The 13,460-nt window shown below is 49.8% G+C and carries 22 protein-coding genes and 2 pseudogenes; 15 read left to right on the forward strand and 9 right to left on the reverse strand.

Annotated elements, in window-relative coordinates; genetic code table 11:
* The 5 genes from OGX84_RS01165 to OGX84_RS01185 all read right to left on the reverse strand — a co-directional run bounded on the left by OGX84_RS01165 (position 1) and on the right by OGX84_RS01185 (position 4,097).
* Positions 1-2,892: a RecE family exodeoxyribonuclease gene (locus OGX84_RS01165; protein WP_286457245.1), complete on the reverse strand. Its 2,892-nt coding sequence runs from the start codon at positions 2,890-2,892 to the stop codon at positions 1-3.
* 127 nt (positions 2,893-3,019) lie between these two features.
* Positions 3,020-3,373 (reverse strand): DNA breaking-rejoining protein, encoded by a 354-nt coding sequence (locus tag OGX84_RS01170; RefSeq protein ID WP_077956858.1) that lies wholly within the window; start codon positions 3,371-3,373, stop codon positions 3,020-3,022.
* A 21-nt stretch (positions 3,374-3,394) separates the two neighbouring features.
* Positions 3,395-3,553, reverse strand: coding sequence for a YdaE family protein (locus OGX84_RS01175; protein WP_012132778.1), 159 nt, complete (start codon positions 3,551-3,553; stop codon positions 3,395-3,397).
* 9 nt (positions 3,554-3,562) lie between these two features.
* Positions 3,563-3,748 (reverse strand): YdfD/YebW family protein, encoded by a 186-nt coding sequence (locus OGX84_RS01180; RefSeq protein WP_112002254.1) that lies wholly within the window; start codon positions 3,746-3,748, stop codon positions 3,563-3,565.
* Positions 3,749-3,872: 124 nt separating this feature from the next.
* On the reverse strand, positions 3,873-4,097 hold the full coding sequence (locus OGX84_RS01185) for a hypothetical protein (RefSeq protein WP_286457247.1): 225 nt from the start codon (positions 4,095-4,097) through the stop codon (positions 3,873-3,875).
* A 284-nt stretch (positions 4,098-4,381) separates the two neighbouring features.
* Between OGX84_RS01185 and OGX84_RS01190 the strand changes: the two genes are divergently transcribed.
* Positions 4,382-4,585: a hypothetical protein gene (locus tag OGX84_RS01190; RefSeq protein ID WP_286457249.1), complete on the forward strand. Its 204-nt coding sequence runs from the start codon at positions 4,382-4,384 to the stop codon at positions 4,583-4,585.
* A 385-nt stretch (positions 4,586-4,970) separates the two neighbouring features.
* Here OGX84_RS01190 and OGX84_RS01195 read toward each other — a convergent pair whose 3' ends face one another.
* The 3 genes from OGX84_RS01195 to OGX84_RS01205 are packed head-to-tail and all read right to left on the reverse strand — an operon-like array spanning position 4,971 to position 6,207.
* Complete coding sequence (locus OGX84_RS01195; protein ID WP_286457251.1) at positions 4,971-5,327, reverse strand: hemolysin XhlA; 357 nt, start codon at positions 5,325-5,327, stop codon at positions 4,971-4,973.
* A complete protein-coding gene (locus OGX84_RS01200; RefSeq protein WP_286457253.1) occupies positions 5,311-5,763 on the reverse strand; it encodes a hypothetical protein in 453 nt (150 codons plus the stop codon). The genes OGX84_RS01195 and OGX84_RS01200 overlap by 17 nt, the downstream gene beginning before the upstream one ends.
* 57 nt (positions 5,764-5,820) lie before the next feature.
* On the reverse strand, positions 5,821-6,207 hold the full coding sequence (locus tag OGX84_RS01205; RefSeq protein WP_279266374.1) for a helix-turn-helix domain-containing protein: 387 nt from the start codon (positions 6,205-6,207) through the stop codon (positions 5,821-5,823).
* A gap of 103 nt (positions 6,208-6,310) precedes the next feature.
* On the opposite strand from OGX84_RS01205, the gene OGX84_RS01210 reads away from it, so the two are divergent.
* The 14 genes and pseudogenes from OGX84_RS01210 (at position 6,311) to OGX84_RS01275 (ending at position 12,923) form a co-directional block, all read left to right on the forward strand.
* The gene (locus tag OGX84_RS01210) at positions 6,311-6,544 is read left to right on the forward strand and encodes a transcriptional regulator (RefSeq protein WP_135184444.1); all 234 of its coding nucleotides are present in this window, start codon (positions 6,311-6,313) and stop codon (positions 6,542-6,544) included.
* Positions 6,545-6,546: 2 nt separating this feature from the next.
* Positions 6,547-7,089, forward strand: coding sequence for a toxin YdaT domain-containing protein (locus OGX84_RS01215; RefSeq protein WP_258525350.1), 543 nt, complete (start codon positions 6,547-6,549; stop codon positions 7,087-7,089).
* 9 nt (positions 7,090-7,098) lie between these two features.
* Positions 7,099-7,353 carry a hypothetical protein gene (locus OGX84_RS01220; protein ID WP_286457261.1) on the forward strand — a complete coding sequence of 85 codons (255 nt, stop codon included), beginning with the start codon at positions 7,099-7,101 and terminating at the stop codon, positions 7,351-7,353.
* Positions 7,354-7,529: 176 nt separating this feature from the next.
* The gene (locus tag OGX84_RS01225; protein ID WP_502873610.1) at positions 7,530-8,471 is read left to right on the forward strand and encodes a phage replication protein O; all 942 of its coding nucleotides are present in this window, start codon (positions 7,530-7,532) and stop codon (positions 8,469-8,471) included.
* Positions 8,468-9,163 (forward strand): replication protein P, encoded by a 696-nt coding sequence (locus OGX84_RS01230; RefSeq protein WP_286457265.1) that lies wholly within the window; start codon positions 8,468-8,470, stop codon positions 9,161-9,163. Before OGX84_RS01225 ends, OGX84_RS01230 begins: the two co-directional genes overlap by 4 nt.
* Before the next feature lie 16 nt (positions 9,164-9,179).
* On the forward strand, positions 9,180-9,491 hold the full coding sequence (locus tag OGX84_RS01235; protein ID WP_286457267.1) for a hypothetical protein: 312 nt from the start codon (positions 9,180-9,182) through the stop codon (positions 9,489-9,491).
* Positions 9,488-10,087, forward strand: a complete 600-nt coding sequence (locus OGX84_RS01240; RefSeq protein WP_286457269.1) for a hypothetical protein — start codon at positions 9,488-9,490, stop codon at positions 10,085-10,087. The genes OGX84_RS01235 and OGX84_RS01240 overlap by 4 nt, the downstream gene beginning before the upstream one ends.
* Complete coding sequence (locus tag OGX84_RS01245) at positions 10,084-10,341, forward strand: DUF4752 family protein (protein ID WP_286457270.1); 258 nt, start codon at positions 10,084-10,086, stop codon at positions 10,339-10,341. Before OGX84_RS01240 ends, OGX84_RS01245 begins: the two co-directional genes overlap by 4 nt.
* Complete coding sequence (locus OGX84_RS01250; RefSeq protein ID WP_286457271.1) at positions 10,338-11,084, forward strand: ead/Ea22-like family protein; 747 nt, start codon at positions 10,338-10,340, stop codon at positions 11,082-11,084. The genes OGX84_RS01245 and OGX84_RS01250 overlap by 4 nt, the downstream gene beginning before the upstream one ends.
* Positions 11,084-11,308 carry a hypothetical protein gene (locus tag OGX84_RS01255; protein ID WP_200089829.1) on the forward strand — a complete coding sequence of 75 codons (225 nt, stop codon included), beginning with the start codon at positions 11,084-11,086 and terminating at the stop codon, positions 11,306-11,308. Before OGX84_RS01250 ends, OGX84_RS01255 begins: the two co-directional genes overlap by 1 nt.
* Before the next feature lie 3 nt (positions 11,309-11,311).
* On the forward strand, positions 11,312-11,479 hold the full coding sequence (locus OGX84_RS01260) for a hypothetical protein (protein WP_181397018.1): 168 nt from the start codon (positions 11,312-11,314) through the stop codon (positions 11,477-11,479).
* Positions 11,480-11,482: 3 nt separating this feature from the next.
* Positions 11,483-11,695 (forward strand): annotated as a pseudogene (locus OGX84_RS22735) (hypothetical protein); the annotation flags it as partial.
* A 440-nt stretch (positions 11,696-12,135) separates the two neighbouring features.
* Positions 12,136-12,435, forward strand: a pseudogene (locus OGX84_RS01270) (DUF550 domain-containing protein); the annotation flags it as partial.
* Between the two features lie 326 nt (positions 12,436-12,761).
* Positions 12,762-12,923: a hypothetical protein gene (locus OGX84_RS01275; protein ID WP_192466417.1), complete on the forward strand. Its 162-nt coding sequence runs from the start codon at positions 12,762-12,764 to the stop codon at positions 12,921-12,923.
* On the opposite strand, the gene OGX84_RS01280 is transcribed toward OGX84_RS01275, so the two are convergent.
* Positions 12,914-13,318: a cell envelope integrity TolA C-terminal domain-containing protein gene (locus OGX84_RS01280; protein ID WP_047462960.1), complete on the reverse strand. Its 405-nt coding sequence runs from the start codon at positions 13,316-13,318 to the stop codon at positions 12,914-12,916. The two genes, OGX84_RS01275 and OGX84_RS01280, sit on opposite strands and share 10 nt — an antisense overlap.
* Positions 13,319-13,460: the final 142 nt, after the last annotated feature.

Genomic DNA, 13,460 nt, shown 5'->3' on the forward strand with positions numbered 1-13,460 from the left:
TTATGCCTGTACGCGCAGCGCTTCAAGGCGGCGCACATCAAAATCGTTGAGTTCTTCGGCGTAATCTTCGGTAATCGGCGCTGGCCATTCGCCAGTGTCGAATCCGTTCGCGATGGCGCGCATTGCTTTGCGGTATTCCAGCATGCCGAGTTCAAGCAGTTCTTCGGATGCCTCGATGATGGCGATCCAGTGGTAGTTCTCGTCTTTGTTGACGAATATCCAGAAAAACTGGTCCAGCGCTGCGGTTTCGCAGTACATGGCAGCGCTCAGGTGATAATCGCGATCGATGATTTCCCGGTGCAACTTCGCGCGCAGACCTTCCTGCTTGATATTCCACATGCTGATAGTCTTCAGGTCAGCGCCGATGCGCAGGCCGCCCATGTCAATTTCAAGGTCAGGGCGCACGCGGATTTCCAGCCCGGTTTCCTCATCAATACCGAAATAGCTCACCTCTACGGCGCGGTTCGGATGCGTCAGCAGCTTCCCGGCGGTCGGGTGATTCAGCAGCGCTTTCTGGATGGCCTGCGCGGTGCTCAACTGCTGGCGGGTAACCAGAATTTTATCGCCGGGGTTTTCGCGCCATGCGTCAAGCAGCTCGTCGGCAAACACTGTTTCAGGTTTGACGGATTTCACTGCCTGAATCAGATCCGCTTTGGTGCCGGATACTTTCAACGGCTGTGGCTTCTGTGCTTCCTGTGCAACGAGATCAGGATTGATGATCGCCAGTTGCTCAAGCAGCGCGTCACGGCTTCCGCTGGTTTTAATCGGCGCGGGCAGGGTGGCGTTGTATTCTTTGATGCAGGCCTTCATTGCCGCTGCTGTATGCTTAGTCCCGTTTTCGATGCGCTGGAACTCTTCAGGCAATAGCTCATATGACGCATACGCTTCGTCGACGGATGCCCCAAGCGGTAATGGCGCGGGCAGGGTGGCGTTGTACTCTTCCAGCAACGCTTTGATATCGTCTGCGGTGAGTAATGCCGGCAGGCTGGCGTTGTGTTCGTCGATAACCGCGCGGATCGTCGCTGTCGTCGTGAGCGCGCCTTCCGAGATTTCCGGTTCGATGCTGAACTCTTTTTCCAGTTGTTCAGGCTGTAACGCCAGCGCGTGCACCAGGTTCCCCATATCCAGAACTTTGGTGCGTTCTTTCTGGATGGTTTTGGATACGTGGCGCGCTTCGAAATACATCAGACTTACACGTGCATCTTTGACCATTGTCGAACTGATGCCATTCGCCGCGTGATATACCTCGTTCGGTACGCCTTCATAACGCCCCGGCTCGAAGTATTCCGGCCACACTGACGCTGGCTCTGGTTCTTCCTGTTGCATTTCCGGCACGTTTTGTTGCGTTTCTGGCTCAGAATGGCTTGCAGAATCGTTGTTCTGGCTCACTTCCGGCTGATGGTGGTCTACATCGGCTTGCTCGCCGGTATCTGCCTCTTCACCATTCCCCAAATCACTTTCGCTTGCGAGCAGCGCATCACCAGTCTGTTCTTCATTACCGTCAGTTTCTTGAACCTGCACATCGGCGGCGTCCTCATTTTCCGTTTTTTCTCCCTCATTTGAGGCGGCGTTGTAGTCTTCATGAACCCACTTCGGATCGTTAGGGTCACTGATACCTTCAACGTAATCACCGCGCGCAGCTGCGAGTTGTCGGTTTACTTCTTCAACGGATGGTTCATCCTGTCTTACTGGCGTTGGCATAGGCATGGACGAACGTCCGCAGGCAATATCAACGACAAGCGGATCGGGATTGGCGTGGTCAGTTTCTGTCAGCACCTTATTCAGGTACTCGCGGTGGCGAAACGGGGATTTGTATAGTTCATCTGGTGTGGTTTTTACTGTTGCAACGATGCATGCGCGGGAATAGTCCAGACCACCAGGCATTGACACGAACAGTTCGCGCGTTGCCAGCCACTCAGGGTCGTCAACTGCGTTCATGATTGAGTTAGCCTTTAGTTCGATCTGCAATGGCAGAGAATAAATATCAAATTCGTACTGACGCGCCAGCAGGCCTAAGGCTATTTCAAATTCAAGACCGAGAGTGGTCTGGGGCATCTTGCGATCGGATGCAATTCCGCCGCCAGCGTTCGCGCCGCTTTCAGTACGCTGAATAGCTGATACACGATTACCTTTGCACCACTCTTTAACGAGCAACCCGCGATCAATATGAGGGGTATCGAACCATGTTTTCAGAAACTGGATAACGCTTGCCAGCTCAGGGATTTTGCCATCAGCAGGAAACACGTTCTTAACGGCATTTACCGCTTTATGGATATCGTGTTCAATGGCCTTTTTGAATGGTTCAACATTCTCAGCCGCAAGTAAAATGTTCTGGACATATGAGTTATCAGTGTCCATTTCCAGAGCGAGAATTGCTTTTTTCTGCTCTGCATCGACATGATAGAGATACTCGCCATCGCCAATATGTTGGGCCAGTATGCGATGACGGAAGGGCATCGTTGCCACAACGGTTAACTGAGGGTGTTCAGGTAGATCGCCATTGTCTTCAGTTGACGCCTGATCGTGCTGGATAATTTCGCCAGTTTCGGTATCAACACCATCAACGATACGCTGACGGGCGACGGCAACGGCCTCAGAAGAGGGCAGCGTAACACCGGGGATCTGTACCCAGGTCATGTTGTCTTTGCCGAGCTGGTAGAAATCGCAGAACGTTAAGCTGAGTTCGCCTTCCGGCGGCAGTTCGTTAACGACAGGGAAATTAGTGGCGACAGCTTTAAAATAATCTTTCAGCTTTGCGCCGGATTTAATCAGGAGATAATCCAGTGTGGCATTTGCCGATTCAAAATCATCACTGCACCAGAGAACCGCATCTTTTTGTCCTGATGATTTTTTTGCTTTGCGGACTAAAAATACAGGATTAGTTCCACTCATTGTTTTATCCTCACTTCGTGTAGAATGGAGGCGCCTTAATGGCACCTCGGTTTTACCAAGTAGAATGTCCGGTTCGCTTTGGTCGGTTAGACCGGACAGGGCAAGCCCACCTCGTGTGGGCTTTTGCTTAATGAACGGTGCTGAAAACTTTTTCTGAGTAATCGAGTTTGTAGCTGCGGTAGTTGCCAAACCCGGCGTTATCGCCATCACTTACTTTCACGGACAACATTGAAATTGCCTCTACAGCACAAAGAGGACAGTCGAACTTGCCGAATACATAGCCACCGTCAAGAATGACCGTGACCGCGCCCGTTTCGGCTGAATGAATAACGCCTGATACTTTCTTCTCGCAGTTGAATACAGCCAATTCTTTATTCACTGCTTTCAGGTTCATTTCGATTTTTACGATTTCCATAAAACTTCTCCGGTTATTAAATTCAGGGTGTAAAAAGCCGCGCCAAATTAATGGCGAGTTTTTTATTTCATATTTCAGAACTGCTGGTTAACTTTCGTGCGCCATCTGATCGTATTCAGCGCATTGCTTTGAGCAGTATTCTTTTTCTTTGTTGGCAAGCCGGTTGCCATTGCGATAGAAAAGGATGCTCTTTACTTCTTTGCCTTCTTCAACGGGTTTGCGGCAGTAACCGCATTCTTTCTGCATTACCCCTCCTCAGATGCTTGCTGGTAGCTCTCCGTTGCGAATGATTCCCTCAACAGGCCAGCACTCACCATTAACCTTTTGCTCGACAGCTGCGGCCTGGCATTCCTGCTGGTTGTCATATACACCGAGAATCACATCCTGAAAGTCACCGTTGGTCATTGCGACCGTTAATACCAGTGCGAACAAAGAGTTCATTTGCTGGTTTCCTTTTTGGTGATACAACCTTTCATGACACACCAAAAAAATCGAAATGGCGCTGTAAAAGCATTCCCTCGAACGGCCTGGATGCGTGCTGGCTGACGTGCGAAATCAATCATTTTCATCCTCTGCGATGACTGTTTTTAATTTCATTCCAGTACTGAAAAGTGCACGGAATGTTTGCATCCAGGACTGCCTGCGTGGCCGCAATGATGTTCGCATGCCAGGTTACGCAGACCGTTGCTCGCATCTGCATATAACGCAGTGACGGATCTGCCTTACTCATCAACATCCCAGCGCGTGCTGCATCCTGAGAATTGTCAAAGCTAAAAATAACCTCACTCATGATTTATCCCTCTGCTTGCCGTTGTCGCCCGGCTGGCGGAACGTTTGATACCTGCTGCGCGTTAACTCATCCACCTCATCACCATCTTCATACGCCTGGTGCGGCTACATTCGTGGGCGTCCTGCCTGGGTGGTCGTGTTGCTGTGAATTTATATTAAGCCTTAGACTTAACTAGTGTCAAGCTCAGGACTGAATTCATAGTTAAGTTTTAGGCTTATTTTTTTGACGAATGTATGGGAGTAGAGGATGCTTATGCTCACAAAAACGCCAAAGAGGATGGGTATATGTCAAACGATGATGAGTTTTTCGCGGAGATGCATCCGCAGATAGCGCAGGTGATCGGTATGGCTGTGATGCAGATTCTGGTTGAAGGGCGTGAGATCACAAAGGCAGAAATAATCGAGACGATTCAGGTTCTGTGGCAGGAGGAGCAGGTTGATCTTGCTGTTGAGTTAGCGCTGGATGTACTAATGCTGCCAAAAGAATAGGGCAAAAAAAAAGCCCGGAACGTGTCGTAATCCGGGCTGTAAGTCGGATATATGGTGCTGTTATTTCTTGTTCATGCACCATAACAGAGCTCGTCTGACCGGAGTGTGTTGTCGCGCATGTTTCAGGGAAAAGACCCCTGCAAAATTCACCAGGCCAGCATAACCAGTGAAATCGCGGCGACCATAACAACAGTTACCAAGCATACTATCAGATACTCTCTCATTATTTTCCAACTGATTATTTGCATCATATATCAACAAGGATAGCCTGATTAAGTAGATGTAGCGTGCATGGCTACGAAACAGGCAAGGGTGCAAAGAGGGATGCTGCGGAGTTCGTGAGGAAAGGGCAATAAAAACCCGGCGTGGTGTCCGGGTCGAAGAGTTATTTTAGAACAAGTCCATTAAGAGCATCCAGAATTTTTGAAACGTAATTCCCAAAAATATAAGCACAGAAAGCAAAAATGATGCTCACTACAGCAGCCGATGCTTTTATGGTTGTTTTGGCGGAGCCAATGCCTGTCTCTATTGCCGCTAACCTTGAATCGATTGACTTTATGTCAGATTTTACTTCAGCGATATCGCGCTTAATGTATTCAACATCTGACTCAAGCTTTGCAACTCTTGCCTGCATGTCACCACCCCCACCAGAACCATCACCGTCTTTGAAGTTAGTATGGGGGGTTACAGCTCTATTTTCAACTGGCGCTTTCGCGGGGTTAAAACTATAAACTTGCCCCATTTACGGCATCTCCGGTGTGATGAATTACATGAAAATAACAGCTATGGCTGTCGATTATTTCGCTTGTCTTATTACCATGTTCATCATTTTTGAAGTTTGTAATTTTGGCTTCATAAAGCCCCTCTTTACTGAGGTCTACATCGCTGACAAACATAGATGAAATGTAACAAACGTGATCGCTTTCAATGAAGTTGATTGATGATGTTTCAAAATAACCATCATCATCATGCATAATGATTACTGTATGATTATTAAATAGAATATCTATTTCAGTGCGTACAAGATGATTTACAGGGACAGAAAAGCCTATAGTGATAATCACTGTCTGCAACTCATTTGTAGGAGAGGGGGATAGCATCGGCATGGGCTGATACCACTTAAGCCCCTTTATTCCATCTTTCTGTAATGTGGGATAAGCAAACAGAATTTTATTCACTTGATTGCTTCCTTAACACTTAAAATGTGCCACTAGAGCATGATTTTCAAAAAACGGCTATTCTCCGTCACCCTTAATCCGCCGCCCCATGTACTTGGCGTACAGCTCGTCGAGTTCCTTAAGGCGCAGAGACACGATCCGCAACATGTTCTGCTGCTCTTCTTCCGGCAACTGGCGATAGAGCTCGAGTAGGCGCTGTTCGTCAGGCTTAAGACCGTCCTTCTCTCCAACATCCTCACCAAGTAGCCAGGGAACTGATACGCCAGCAGCATCTGCAACCGCTAATGCAGAACTTTTGCTAATAACACCTTTTTTGAACCAGCCGTTTACGGATTGCGGGGTAATCCCCGCAACCCTTGCCATATCAGATTTTGTCATCCCTCGTTGCGTCAGTTCTGTCAAACGCTCGATGAGAATCGGGTTAAGTATTTTTTTCTCAGCCATATCAGAAGAATAAGCCTTTTGCTTATAAATTAAAATTCGCTCAGGACTTGATCTTTTGTTAAGTCTGAGGCTTAATTTATTTGTGAATCTAGTGGAGATACTCATGAACGGATTAGAAAAGGCCATTCAGAAAGCTGGCACTGCCAGCAACTTAGCCGCAAAGCTAGGCATTAAACCGATGTCGGTTAGTCGCTGGAAAACACGATACAAGGGCGTCGTGCCAGCCGATCGTGTTTTACCAATTTTCAACGCAACTGGTGTTACCCCCCATGAATTGCGCCCTGATCTGTATCCGAACCCCACGGACGGATTACCAGCGCAGGATGCGAGGGCGTAACCGTGCATTCAATTTCATTTCAACAAAATACCGGGTTTCCTCCAGCCACGATGATAAATCGCAATCAGCCTGATCCGGCGGATAAGCATGACCAGATTCGGGCTGCCGTTCGTGCGTGGTCGGCATCGCTGGACAACCAGGACGTAGTCGCCGGGATCATCGTTGAGGAATGGGAACGGCAGGGCGGCGCCGGGCTGGATTTTCCTGACGACCTGAGCCGTAAGCGGCAGAAGCTTTTCCGCTGGCTGGACAGCGATACCGGATATGCGCGCGAAAACATCCGTCAGCTGACTCCGGCGATCCTGGCTGTTTTGCCGCTTGAGTTTCGTGGTCGCCTTATCGGACAGGATTGTTTCATGACGCGTTATGCAGCGATGGAGAAGGAAATCAGCGAGGCGAAACAGGCCGTAATGCTGAATGCGCCAAAGCATCAACTGGTGAAAGAGGTCAGGGAAGGGATTGAGCATCTGCTGAATATGTTGCCGGGTGATGCTGTCGTTCAGGTTCTGAGTGGTATCGCGGCCATAGCGCCGGGTGTCATGTGAGGTTGCCAGATGAATCATTTGGAGTTCATAGAAAAGCATGTCCGGGAAGAGTTGATCCGCCAGGGCTTCACCGTAGCGGTGGCTCAGGGAGGGGCATTTCAGGCCGTCGATATGTACAAGCGAATGAGCCAGGCAAGCAGAAAGGGGAGGATTTTTGATGATGTTTTACGCCACGCGAAATTGTGGGCAGAAAAGCAAACATTACCGGCTGATCGGTTTGATTCAAAACGGGCTAAACGGGGCAAGCAACAGGGCTTGTTCTGAAAGGGTGAAGACCGCTGTGCTCCAACACAGACGGCCTTCGGGTGCAATTCGTTGCGTACTCATTGCGAGATCATTATGACAAAGAGTTTTTCAAAACACCAGGCAAGGGAGGCATAGCTATGTCGAATGTCGCCTACGCCGATTTTGCGGCGGTACGCGCCGCCAGGAGCAACCGGATGGAAAACCAGAAGACCGGATTCATCCCGTTGTACCGGAGTGTACTCAAGCAGCCATGGTCAGAAGATGTTTACCTGCGTACGTTGTGGGATAACCTGCTTTTGGGCGCTGCCAGCCAGCCATACACAGCGAGCTTTAAAGGTCGCCAATGGCCGCTACAAACCGGACAACTGGTGACCACGGCGGCCGATCTGGGCCTGAAACTACGTGACAGAAAAGGCAACCCAACAAGCCGTGATGCTGTTGAGAGAATGCTGACGTTTTTTGTGCGTGAAGGGATGATTTCCATTGAGGGAGAACGGCAAAGAGGGCGTGTGATCACGATCTCAAATTATGTCGAATATGCTCAAAAAATGGACAATTTGCCCGCACAAACTTCCGCACATACCAGCGCACATATGCCCGCACATGGCGAAGCCAGTAACGGCGCGGATTTGGCGGTAGGTAGCGCACATGAAAGCGCACATACATCCGCACAAACAAGCGCACATCATGAACAATATATATTAAATACTAACGTATTTAATGTACGTCAGAGAATTTCCAAAATTGTTCCTGATGCAGCAGTCCAGACTCCGAAAGGTGACAAGTGGGGGACATCTGACGATCTCCGCTGCGCAGAGTGGATGCTGGCGCTGCGTGACATCACCAAACCATCCCTGAAAAAACCGAATATGGCTGGCTGGGCGAATGACATACGCCTGATGCGCCAGCTGGACGGACGCACCCACAAAGAGATTTGTGAGTTGTTCAGATGGGCCTGCAAAGACTCGTTCTGGTACAAAAATATTCTCTCCCCCGCAAAGCTCCGCGCCAAGTGGGACACGTTAACCCTTCACCGTGAAGACACTACCCGCAAGCCACGCGCAGATGTCAGCGCAAGCAAATCCGAAACCGGCCCGCACTGGAACAGTGCTGAAGCATGGGAGAAATTTTTATGACCCCGGATCTTTATCGTGCAATTCAGAATCGCGACAGCGAAGTGCTATCGCGCATGGCTGGAGATTCTTACGACGGCCGTAAGGTTGTTAACAGTGACGCTGAAAAGCTGGTGGATATGCTTTTTGAAAATCTCATGCAGGTATTTCCGGCATCCACTCAGACGAACCTACGTACTGGCGATGATATTCGCGTTGCAAAGCAGCAATGGATCGCCGCCTTTGCTGAGTCAGGCATCACCTCCCGTGAGCAACTTTCCGCCGGAATGCAGAAAGCCCGATCCAGTCAGTCACCGTTCTGGCCGTCGCCCGGGCAGTTTATTTCGTGGTGCCGTGAAGGGAGTGGCGCGCTGGGAGTCAGTGTGGACGACATCATGAGCGAATACTGGCGCTGGCGGAAACTTGTTTTTCGCTATCCGACGAGTGAGCAATTCCCCTGGAGGGATAAAAACCCGCTGTATTACCACGTCTGCCTGGAGTTGCGCCGTCGTGGAACGGAGGGGCAACTCAGCGAAAAGGAACTTATCCGGGCTGCTGGCGACATCCTGCATGACTGGGAAAAACGCACTCTTGCTGGAAAGCCCATACCACCCGTTCGTCGCGCTATAGCCGCACCTTTGCAGGATCGTGGGCCAACACCAGCCGAGTTGTTAATGGCGAAATACAAGCAGCGTAAAGACGCCGGGCTGATTTAACGGGAGGAGAATGACGATGGCAAGCAAATCACTGTGGGCAATTGTTGATTTCCTTCGGGAAAACCAGACCATCACGCCGAGACAGGTTCAGAACCTGCTGGGATGCGACGGCAAGAAATCTCACAACCTGCTGCTTCACCTGACGCGCAAAGCGGTAGTTATCCGTACAGGCGAGCCGCATCACCCGGTTTATTCGCTGTTGCCCGGCGGAGAACTGAATATCAAGCGCTTCAAATCGACCGTGAGAAAAAACATGGTCACATCCGTTTGCCGCAACAGCGCGGCGATGAAGAGAGTTCTGGCATTTTACGGGAGAGCGTCAGCATGAAATCAACGGTAGAAACAAAAATCATTGAGTTAGTGAAGTCAGGGCATGATCTGGCGAAAGAACTGCATTGTGCTGAGTCTGCCGCGCTGATTAGCGATCTGGCATCTCAACTGGAAGTGCAGTTTGCCCGTAGCAATGCGCTGGCTGCAAAGCTGAGCATGATTAACGGCCTCATGGATGCTGCTGAACAGGCCAATAAACTTGCGCAGGAAGCAACGGAAAAACTGGTACAGGAGCGTGACGCGCTGGCTGCGGAGAATGCGGGGCTGATTAGTAGTTCTGAATGTTTACTCCATGAAGCGAGCGAAGTGTACCGGGCTTATAACAAAACACAACTGCCGGATGGCGACCTTGTTGACGAACAATGCTTGCAAGAAGTGTATGACGCCATCAACGCGACTCCGACAACCGACGCTTTCCTGGCTGAAGTGCGGGCGCATGACCTTAACGCCTTCATTCAGCATCACAGGGCAGAACTGGATGCGCATATTAAAAACGGTGGTGAGCAGTTAGACGAAAAATCAGTACGCATCAGAGACATCATCGTCTCAGCTCGCTTGTTCATGGAGAAACTTCGCAAAGGCGGTGCAGCATGAGCATTCTGGACGTTCTAAATACCGGACTCGCCTTAATGGGATGGCTATTCATCATGTTCAAAACAGGCCAGTGGTTTATCTCTATTGCGCTAAAGCAGTGGGATAAACGCAGAAAGCAATCTCGTCGTCAAAAAGCAGTAAACGAATTTTACGATGCGTTTGACCTTTCCAGCATCGAGCCCGGAACGACAGTTCGCCTGGCTACTAAAGGCGATCTGACAATCATGATGTTTCGCCAGGAGACCGCCCAATGAGCAACATCGACAAACAGGCGCTGCGTGATATCGCAGAGAAAACAAAAATCGCTGGCGAAGCTCCGGTTATGCCGTTCGAGCAACGAATCAATGCGCTGAATGATTTCATGAAGCATTTTACCCCGGCAACTGCGCTGGCGCTGCTGGATGAGCTGGAAGCGCTCCAGTCTTTCCGTACCGCATTCAATGAGTGGCACGATAAAACAGAATGGGTGCAGGGTGATAAGCGATTTGACGTCATTAAGCCGTGGGGTAAGCACCGCGCCGACGTTCTGAAGCTCTATATCGATCACCTGGAATCAAAGCTGGAAGCCAAAGAAGAACAGCGAGCTAACTGGTTTCAGATGGCGCAGAAGTTAGGCGAGGATTTGGACGCCGCAGAGAAGCGCATAGCAGAACTGGAGGCGCGTGCATTCAACCCCGCAATTCTGGATGTGATAGCAGAGCGCCAGCGGCAACAATCGGTTGAAGGGTGGACGCCAGAGCATGACGATTTACATGATAGCGGGGAATTAGCTGGCGCAGCGGCATGTTATGCGCATTACACGAACGCTCGCGGGTGGGTATTTCCGACAAACCCTGGCGATTATCAGTCAGCAGACGAGCCAAATAACTGGCCGTGGGACCCGGCATGGTGGAAACCAACTAACCCGCGCCGTGACCTGGTGAAAGCTGGCGCGTTAATTCTGGCAGAAATTGAACGCATTGACCGCGCCGCTGGCATCAACATGGAGGCTGAGTGATGGCTAATTCATTACTGGAAACCTGCAACAACTGGCAGATTCGGCGCGCTGAGTTACTGGCTCACAACCCTGACATAGCAATGACAATCGATCAACTGGACTCTCTGATTGAGCGCACTGTGCGCTCTGCAATTGAGATAGCGCACCGCGTGGATTGGGACTTTCGTGAAGCTGAGCGGCTGGCGAAAGAAGTTGCCGCCGCTGGCATCGGTAAGGGGGAGTGAGTTATGTGGGTATTAATTATCTGGATGCTTGGCGGCTACAACTGGAATAGCCCCTCAATCGCCGCTCAGGAATTTAACTCAGAATCAGCGTGTCGCGCAGCCTTTGCTGAAGTTAAAAAGATAAACGACGGTGAAATACCTCTTCGTGGCGCATGTACGCCAAAGGACTAACCCATGACCACTATTACCAGAGAACAGGCGCAAAAAATTATTGATGCAGCCGACGAGGTGATTACCGCGCTGGCCGGAACAAATGAGGATGTACACCCTGAAAGCGACAACATGCTCCGTCTGTGGGATGACCTGAATGACCGTTACGCACCACCAGAAGTTGTACGAGAGCTGGCGCGTATCGCGCTGGCATCGCTTACCGCTGAGCCTGTGGCATATGCAGACCCGCAGTCATTCGACAATTTCAAGAGCATGGGCGGGAAAAACGCTGCGTGCACTAAAGAGTGGATGTGGCGAGATTCCGGTGAGGATCTGATTCCTGTCTACACCGCCCCGCCAGCGCCGGCAGTACCAACATTCGACGAATGGCTGGAAATTCGCGGTAACAAGCCGCTTGGATGGGTCAAAGATGCCATGCGTGAATCGTATGACGCCTGCCGCGCCGCAATGCTTAACGGAGGTAAATCGTGAAAACTATCCAGTTATCAGAGCGTGAACTTTCCATGATTTTCAGCATGCTGACGCCGCCGTACTGCGCTGAAGATATTCGCTCTGACGAGTTCAACGAATTGCGTAATAAAGTCTTTTACGCTCTGCGTGATGCAAGGAACGATGAACTTGTAAGTAATCGTGATGAGTTGCCTGAAGAAAAAGGCGCATCTCTCCAACTGCGTAATTTAATCCGGCGGCGCCATGCTGAATGGTCTGATGCCACGTTCGGAAATGTTGGTCCTGTTGGTCCACTTAAGCACCTGTCGAAAGAGGCGCTGGAAGCCGCAGCAGAACCTGACGACCTCAGCGAGTGGGCTGATATGCAGTTCCTGTTATGGGACGCCCAGCGGCGCGCTGGTATCTGCGATGGTGAAATCACAGCAGCAATGGAAGAAAAGCTGAAAGTGAATATGGCGCGCCAGTGGCCAGAACCGAAAGACGGAGAACCACGGCTGCACATCAAAGCGGATCAACAGCAGGAGCACAAGTGACGGACTGGCCTACTGCGTTCATGATTGTTGGTGTGGCGTTTGCTATGGCCGCAATGGTTATATGGGGGTGAGGTGATTACTTATCTTTTTTTCGGTTTCCTTATTGTTTGCACTCTGTTTTGCATGGTGATGTTATGGCGGGTTGCCAAGGTGGCAGAGTGGCGACTCAAGGCCCTCGAGATGAGTGCTGATGATTATCAGGCGCTACCTGAATTTCATAAGATGCTGTGGATGATTTGGATATGGAGGCTAGAACGCTTCCCGAGATGTAATAAGCGGGCATGGTCGGAGGTGAAGTGATGGATCAACTTTCGCAATACACCACTAACAGGATTATTGAACTGGAAAATCTGCTGCTGGTGGATGTTGAGGAAACGGTCTGGCCAGCGGAAGTGAAAATGGTTTTTTCTCAGGTTGAGAACGCCGGGGATCTCCCGGCGCACCATAGTTTTCATGGCTGACCTTCGAAGTTCCATCTTGCGGAACCCATATTAAAGTAAACTCTCCGATCGGTAAACGCCGGGAATGTCGCTCTTTCAGAAGCTTTTTGCAATGCAGCGCAATAATCTTTGTCACCACCTTTCACGATAAAATTTTGCAGGGTGCCATCGACTTTGAAATCCAAATGAGCGTTACATCTTTTACCATTCCAGGCATGGGGCTCTGTAAGTGCTGCGTCCAAAGCTTTTTTTATTCTGGATGAATACCATCCATATATATCCTTATCTGACACTTTACCCGAACTCTTATATTCGCATGATTCCATTGCGTTTTTTTTCTGACAGCCTGTAGGTGCAAGAGGGGAGCAACCTGCAATGGTTAATGTCACCACAATCAACATTAAAAATTTTATCATACATGTTTCCCGTCATGCTGAAATTCAATTTATTGAATTGTATAGTTATTTTCAGAGATTTAAAATATGATAGTTACATTACTTCTTCAGTAATGAAGTGACAGACTTCATTACTAATGTTTCAACTGCACGAAATCTACCA

This window comes from Citrobacter sp. CK202 (assembly GCF_030333225.1).
In the GTDB taxonomy this organism is placed as follows: domain Bacteria; phylum Pseudomonadota; class Gammaproteobacteria; order Enterobacterales; family Enterobacteriaceae; genus Citrobacter_B; species Citrobacter_B koseri.

What these genes read in the sequence shown, in the direction of transcription:
- OGX84_RS01165 (WP_286457245.1), bottom strand. Translation starts at nt 2,892, where the DNA reads ATGAGTGGAACTAATCCTGTATTTTTAGTCCGCAAAGCAAAAAAATCA.
- OGX84_RS01175 (WP_012132778.1), bottom strand. Translation starts at nt 3,553, where the DNA reads ATGCAGAAAGAATGCGGTTACTGCCGCAAACCCGTTGAAGAAGGCAAA.
- OGX84_RS01180 (WP_112002254.1), bottom strand. Translation starts at nt 3,748, where the DNA reads ATGAACTCTTTGTTCGCACTGGTATTAACGGTCGCAATGACCAACGGT.
- OGX84_RS01185 (WP_286457247.1), bottom strand. Translation starts at nt 4,097, where the DNA reads ATGAGTGAGGTTATTTTTAGCTTTGACAATTCTCAGGATGCAGCACGC.
- OGX84_RS01190 (WP_286457249.1), top strand. Translation starts at nt 4,382, where the DNA reads ATGTCAAACGATGATGAGTTTTTCGCGGAGATGCATCCGCAGATAGCG.
- OGX84_RS01195 (WP_286457251.1), bottom strand. Translation starts at nt 5,327, where the DNA reads ATGGGGCAAGTTTATAGTTTTAACCCCGCGAAAGCGCCAGTTGAAAAT.
- OGX84_RS01205 (WP_279266374.1), bottom strand. Translation starts at nt 6,207, where the DNA reads ATGGCTGAGAAAAAAATACTTAACCCGATTCTCATCGAGCGTTTGACA.
- OGX84_RS01210 (WP_135184444.1), top strand. Translation starts at nt 6,311, where the DNA reads ATGAACGGATTAGAAAAGGCCATTCAGAAAGCTGGCACTGCCAGCAAC.
- OGX84_RS01220 (WP_286457261.1), top strand. Translation starts at nt 7,099, where the DNA reads ATGAATCATTTGGAGTTCATAGAAAAGCATGTCCGGGAAGAGTTGATC.
- OGX84_RS01225 (WP_502873610.1), top strand. Translation starts at nt 7,530, where the DNA reads ATGGAAAACCAGAAGACCGGATTCATCCCGTTGTACCGGAGTGTACTC.
- OGX84_RS01230 (WP_286457265.1), top strand. Translation starts at nt 8,468, where the DNA reads ATGACCCCGGATCTTTATCGTGCAATTCAGAATCGCGACAGCGAAGTG.
- OGX84_RS01235 (WP_286457267.1), top strand. Translation starts at nt 9,180, where the DNA reads ATGGCAAGCAAATCACTGTGGGCAATTGTTGATTTCCTTCGGGAAAAC.
- OGX84_RS01240 (WP_286457269.1), top strand. Translation starts at nt 9,488, where the DNA reads ATGAAATCAACGGTAGAAACAAAAATCATTGAGTTAGTGAAGTCAGGG.
- OGX84_RS01245 (WP_286457270.1), top strand. Translation starts at nt 10,084, where the DNA reads ATGAGCATTCTGGACGTTCTAAATACCGGACTCGCCTTAATGGGATGG.
- OGX84_RS01250 (WP_286457271.1), top strand. Translation starts at nt 10,338, where the DNA reads ATGAGCAACATCGACAAACAGGCGCTGCGTGATATCGCAGAGAAAACA.
- OGX84_RS01255 (WP_200089829.1), top strand. Translation starts at nt 11,084, where the DNA reads ATGGCTAATTCATTACTGGAAACCTGCAACAACTGGCAGATTCGGCGC.
- OGX84_RS01260 (WP_181397018.1), top strand. Translation starts at nt 11,312, where the DNA reads ATGTGGGTATTAATTATCTGGATGCTTGGCGGCTACAACTGGAATAGC.
- OGX84_RS01275 (WP_192466417.1), top strand. Translation starts at nt 12,762, where the DNA reads ATGGATCAACTTTCGCAATACACCACTAACAGGATTATTGAACTGGAA.
- OGX84_RS01280 (WP_047462960.1), bottom strand. Translation starts at nt 13,318, where the DNA reads ATGATAAAATTTTTAATGTTGATTGTGGTGACATTAACCATTGCAGGT.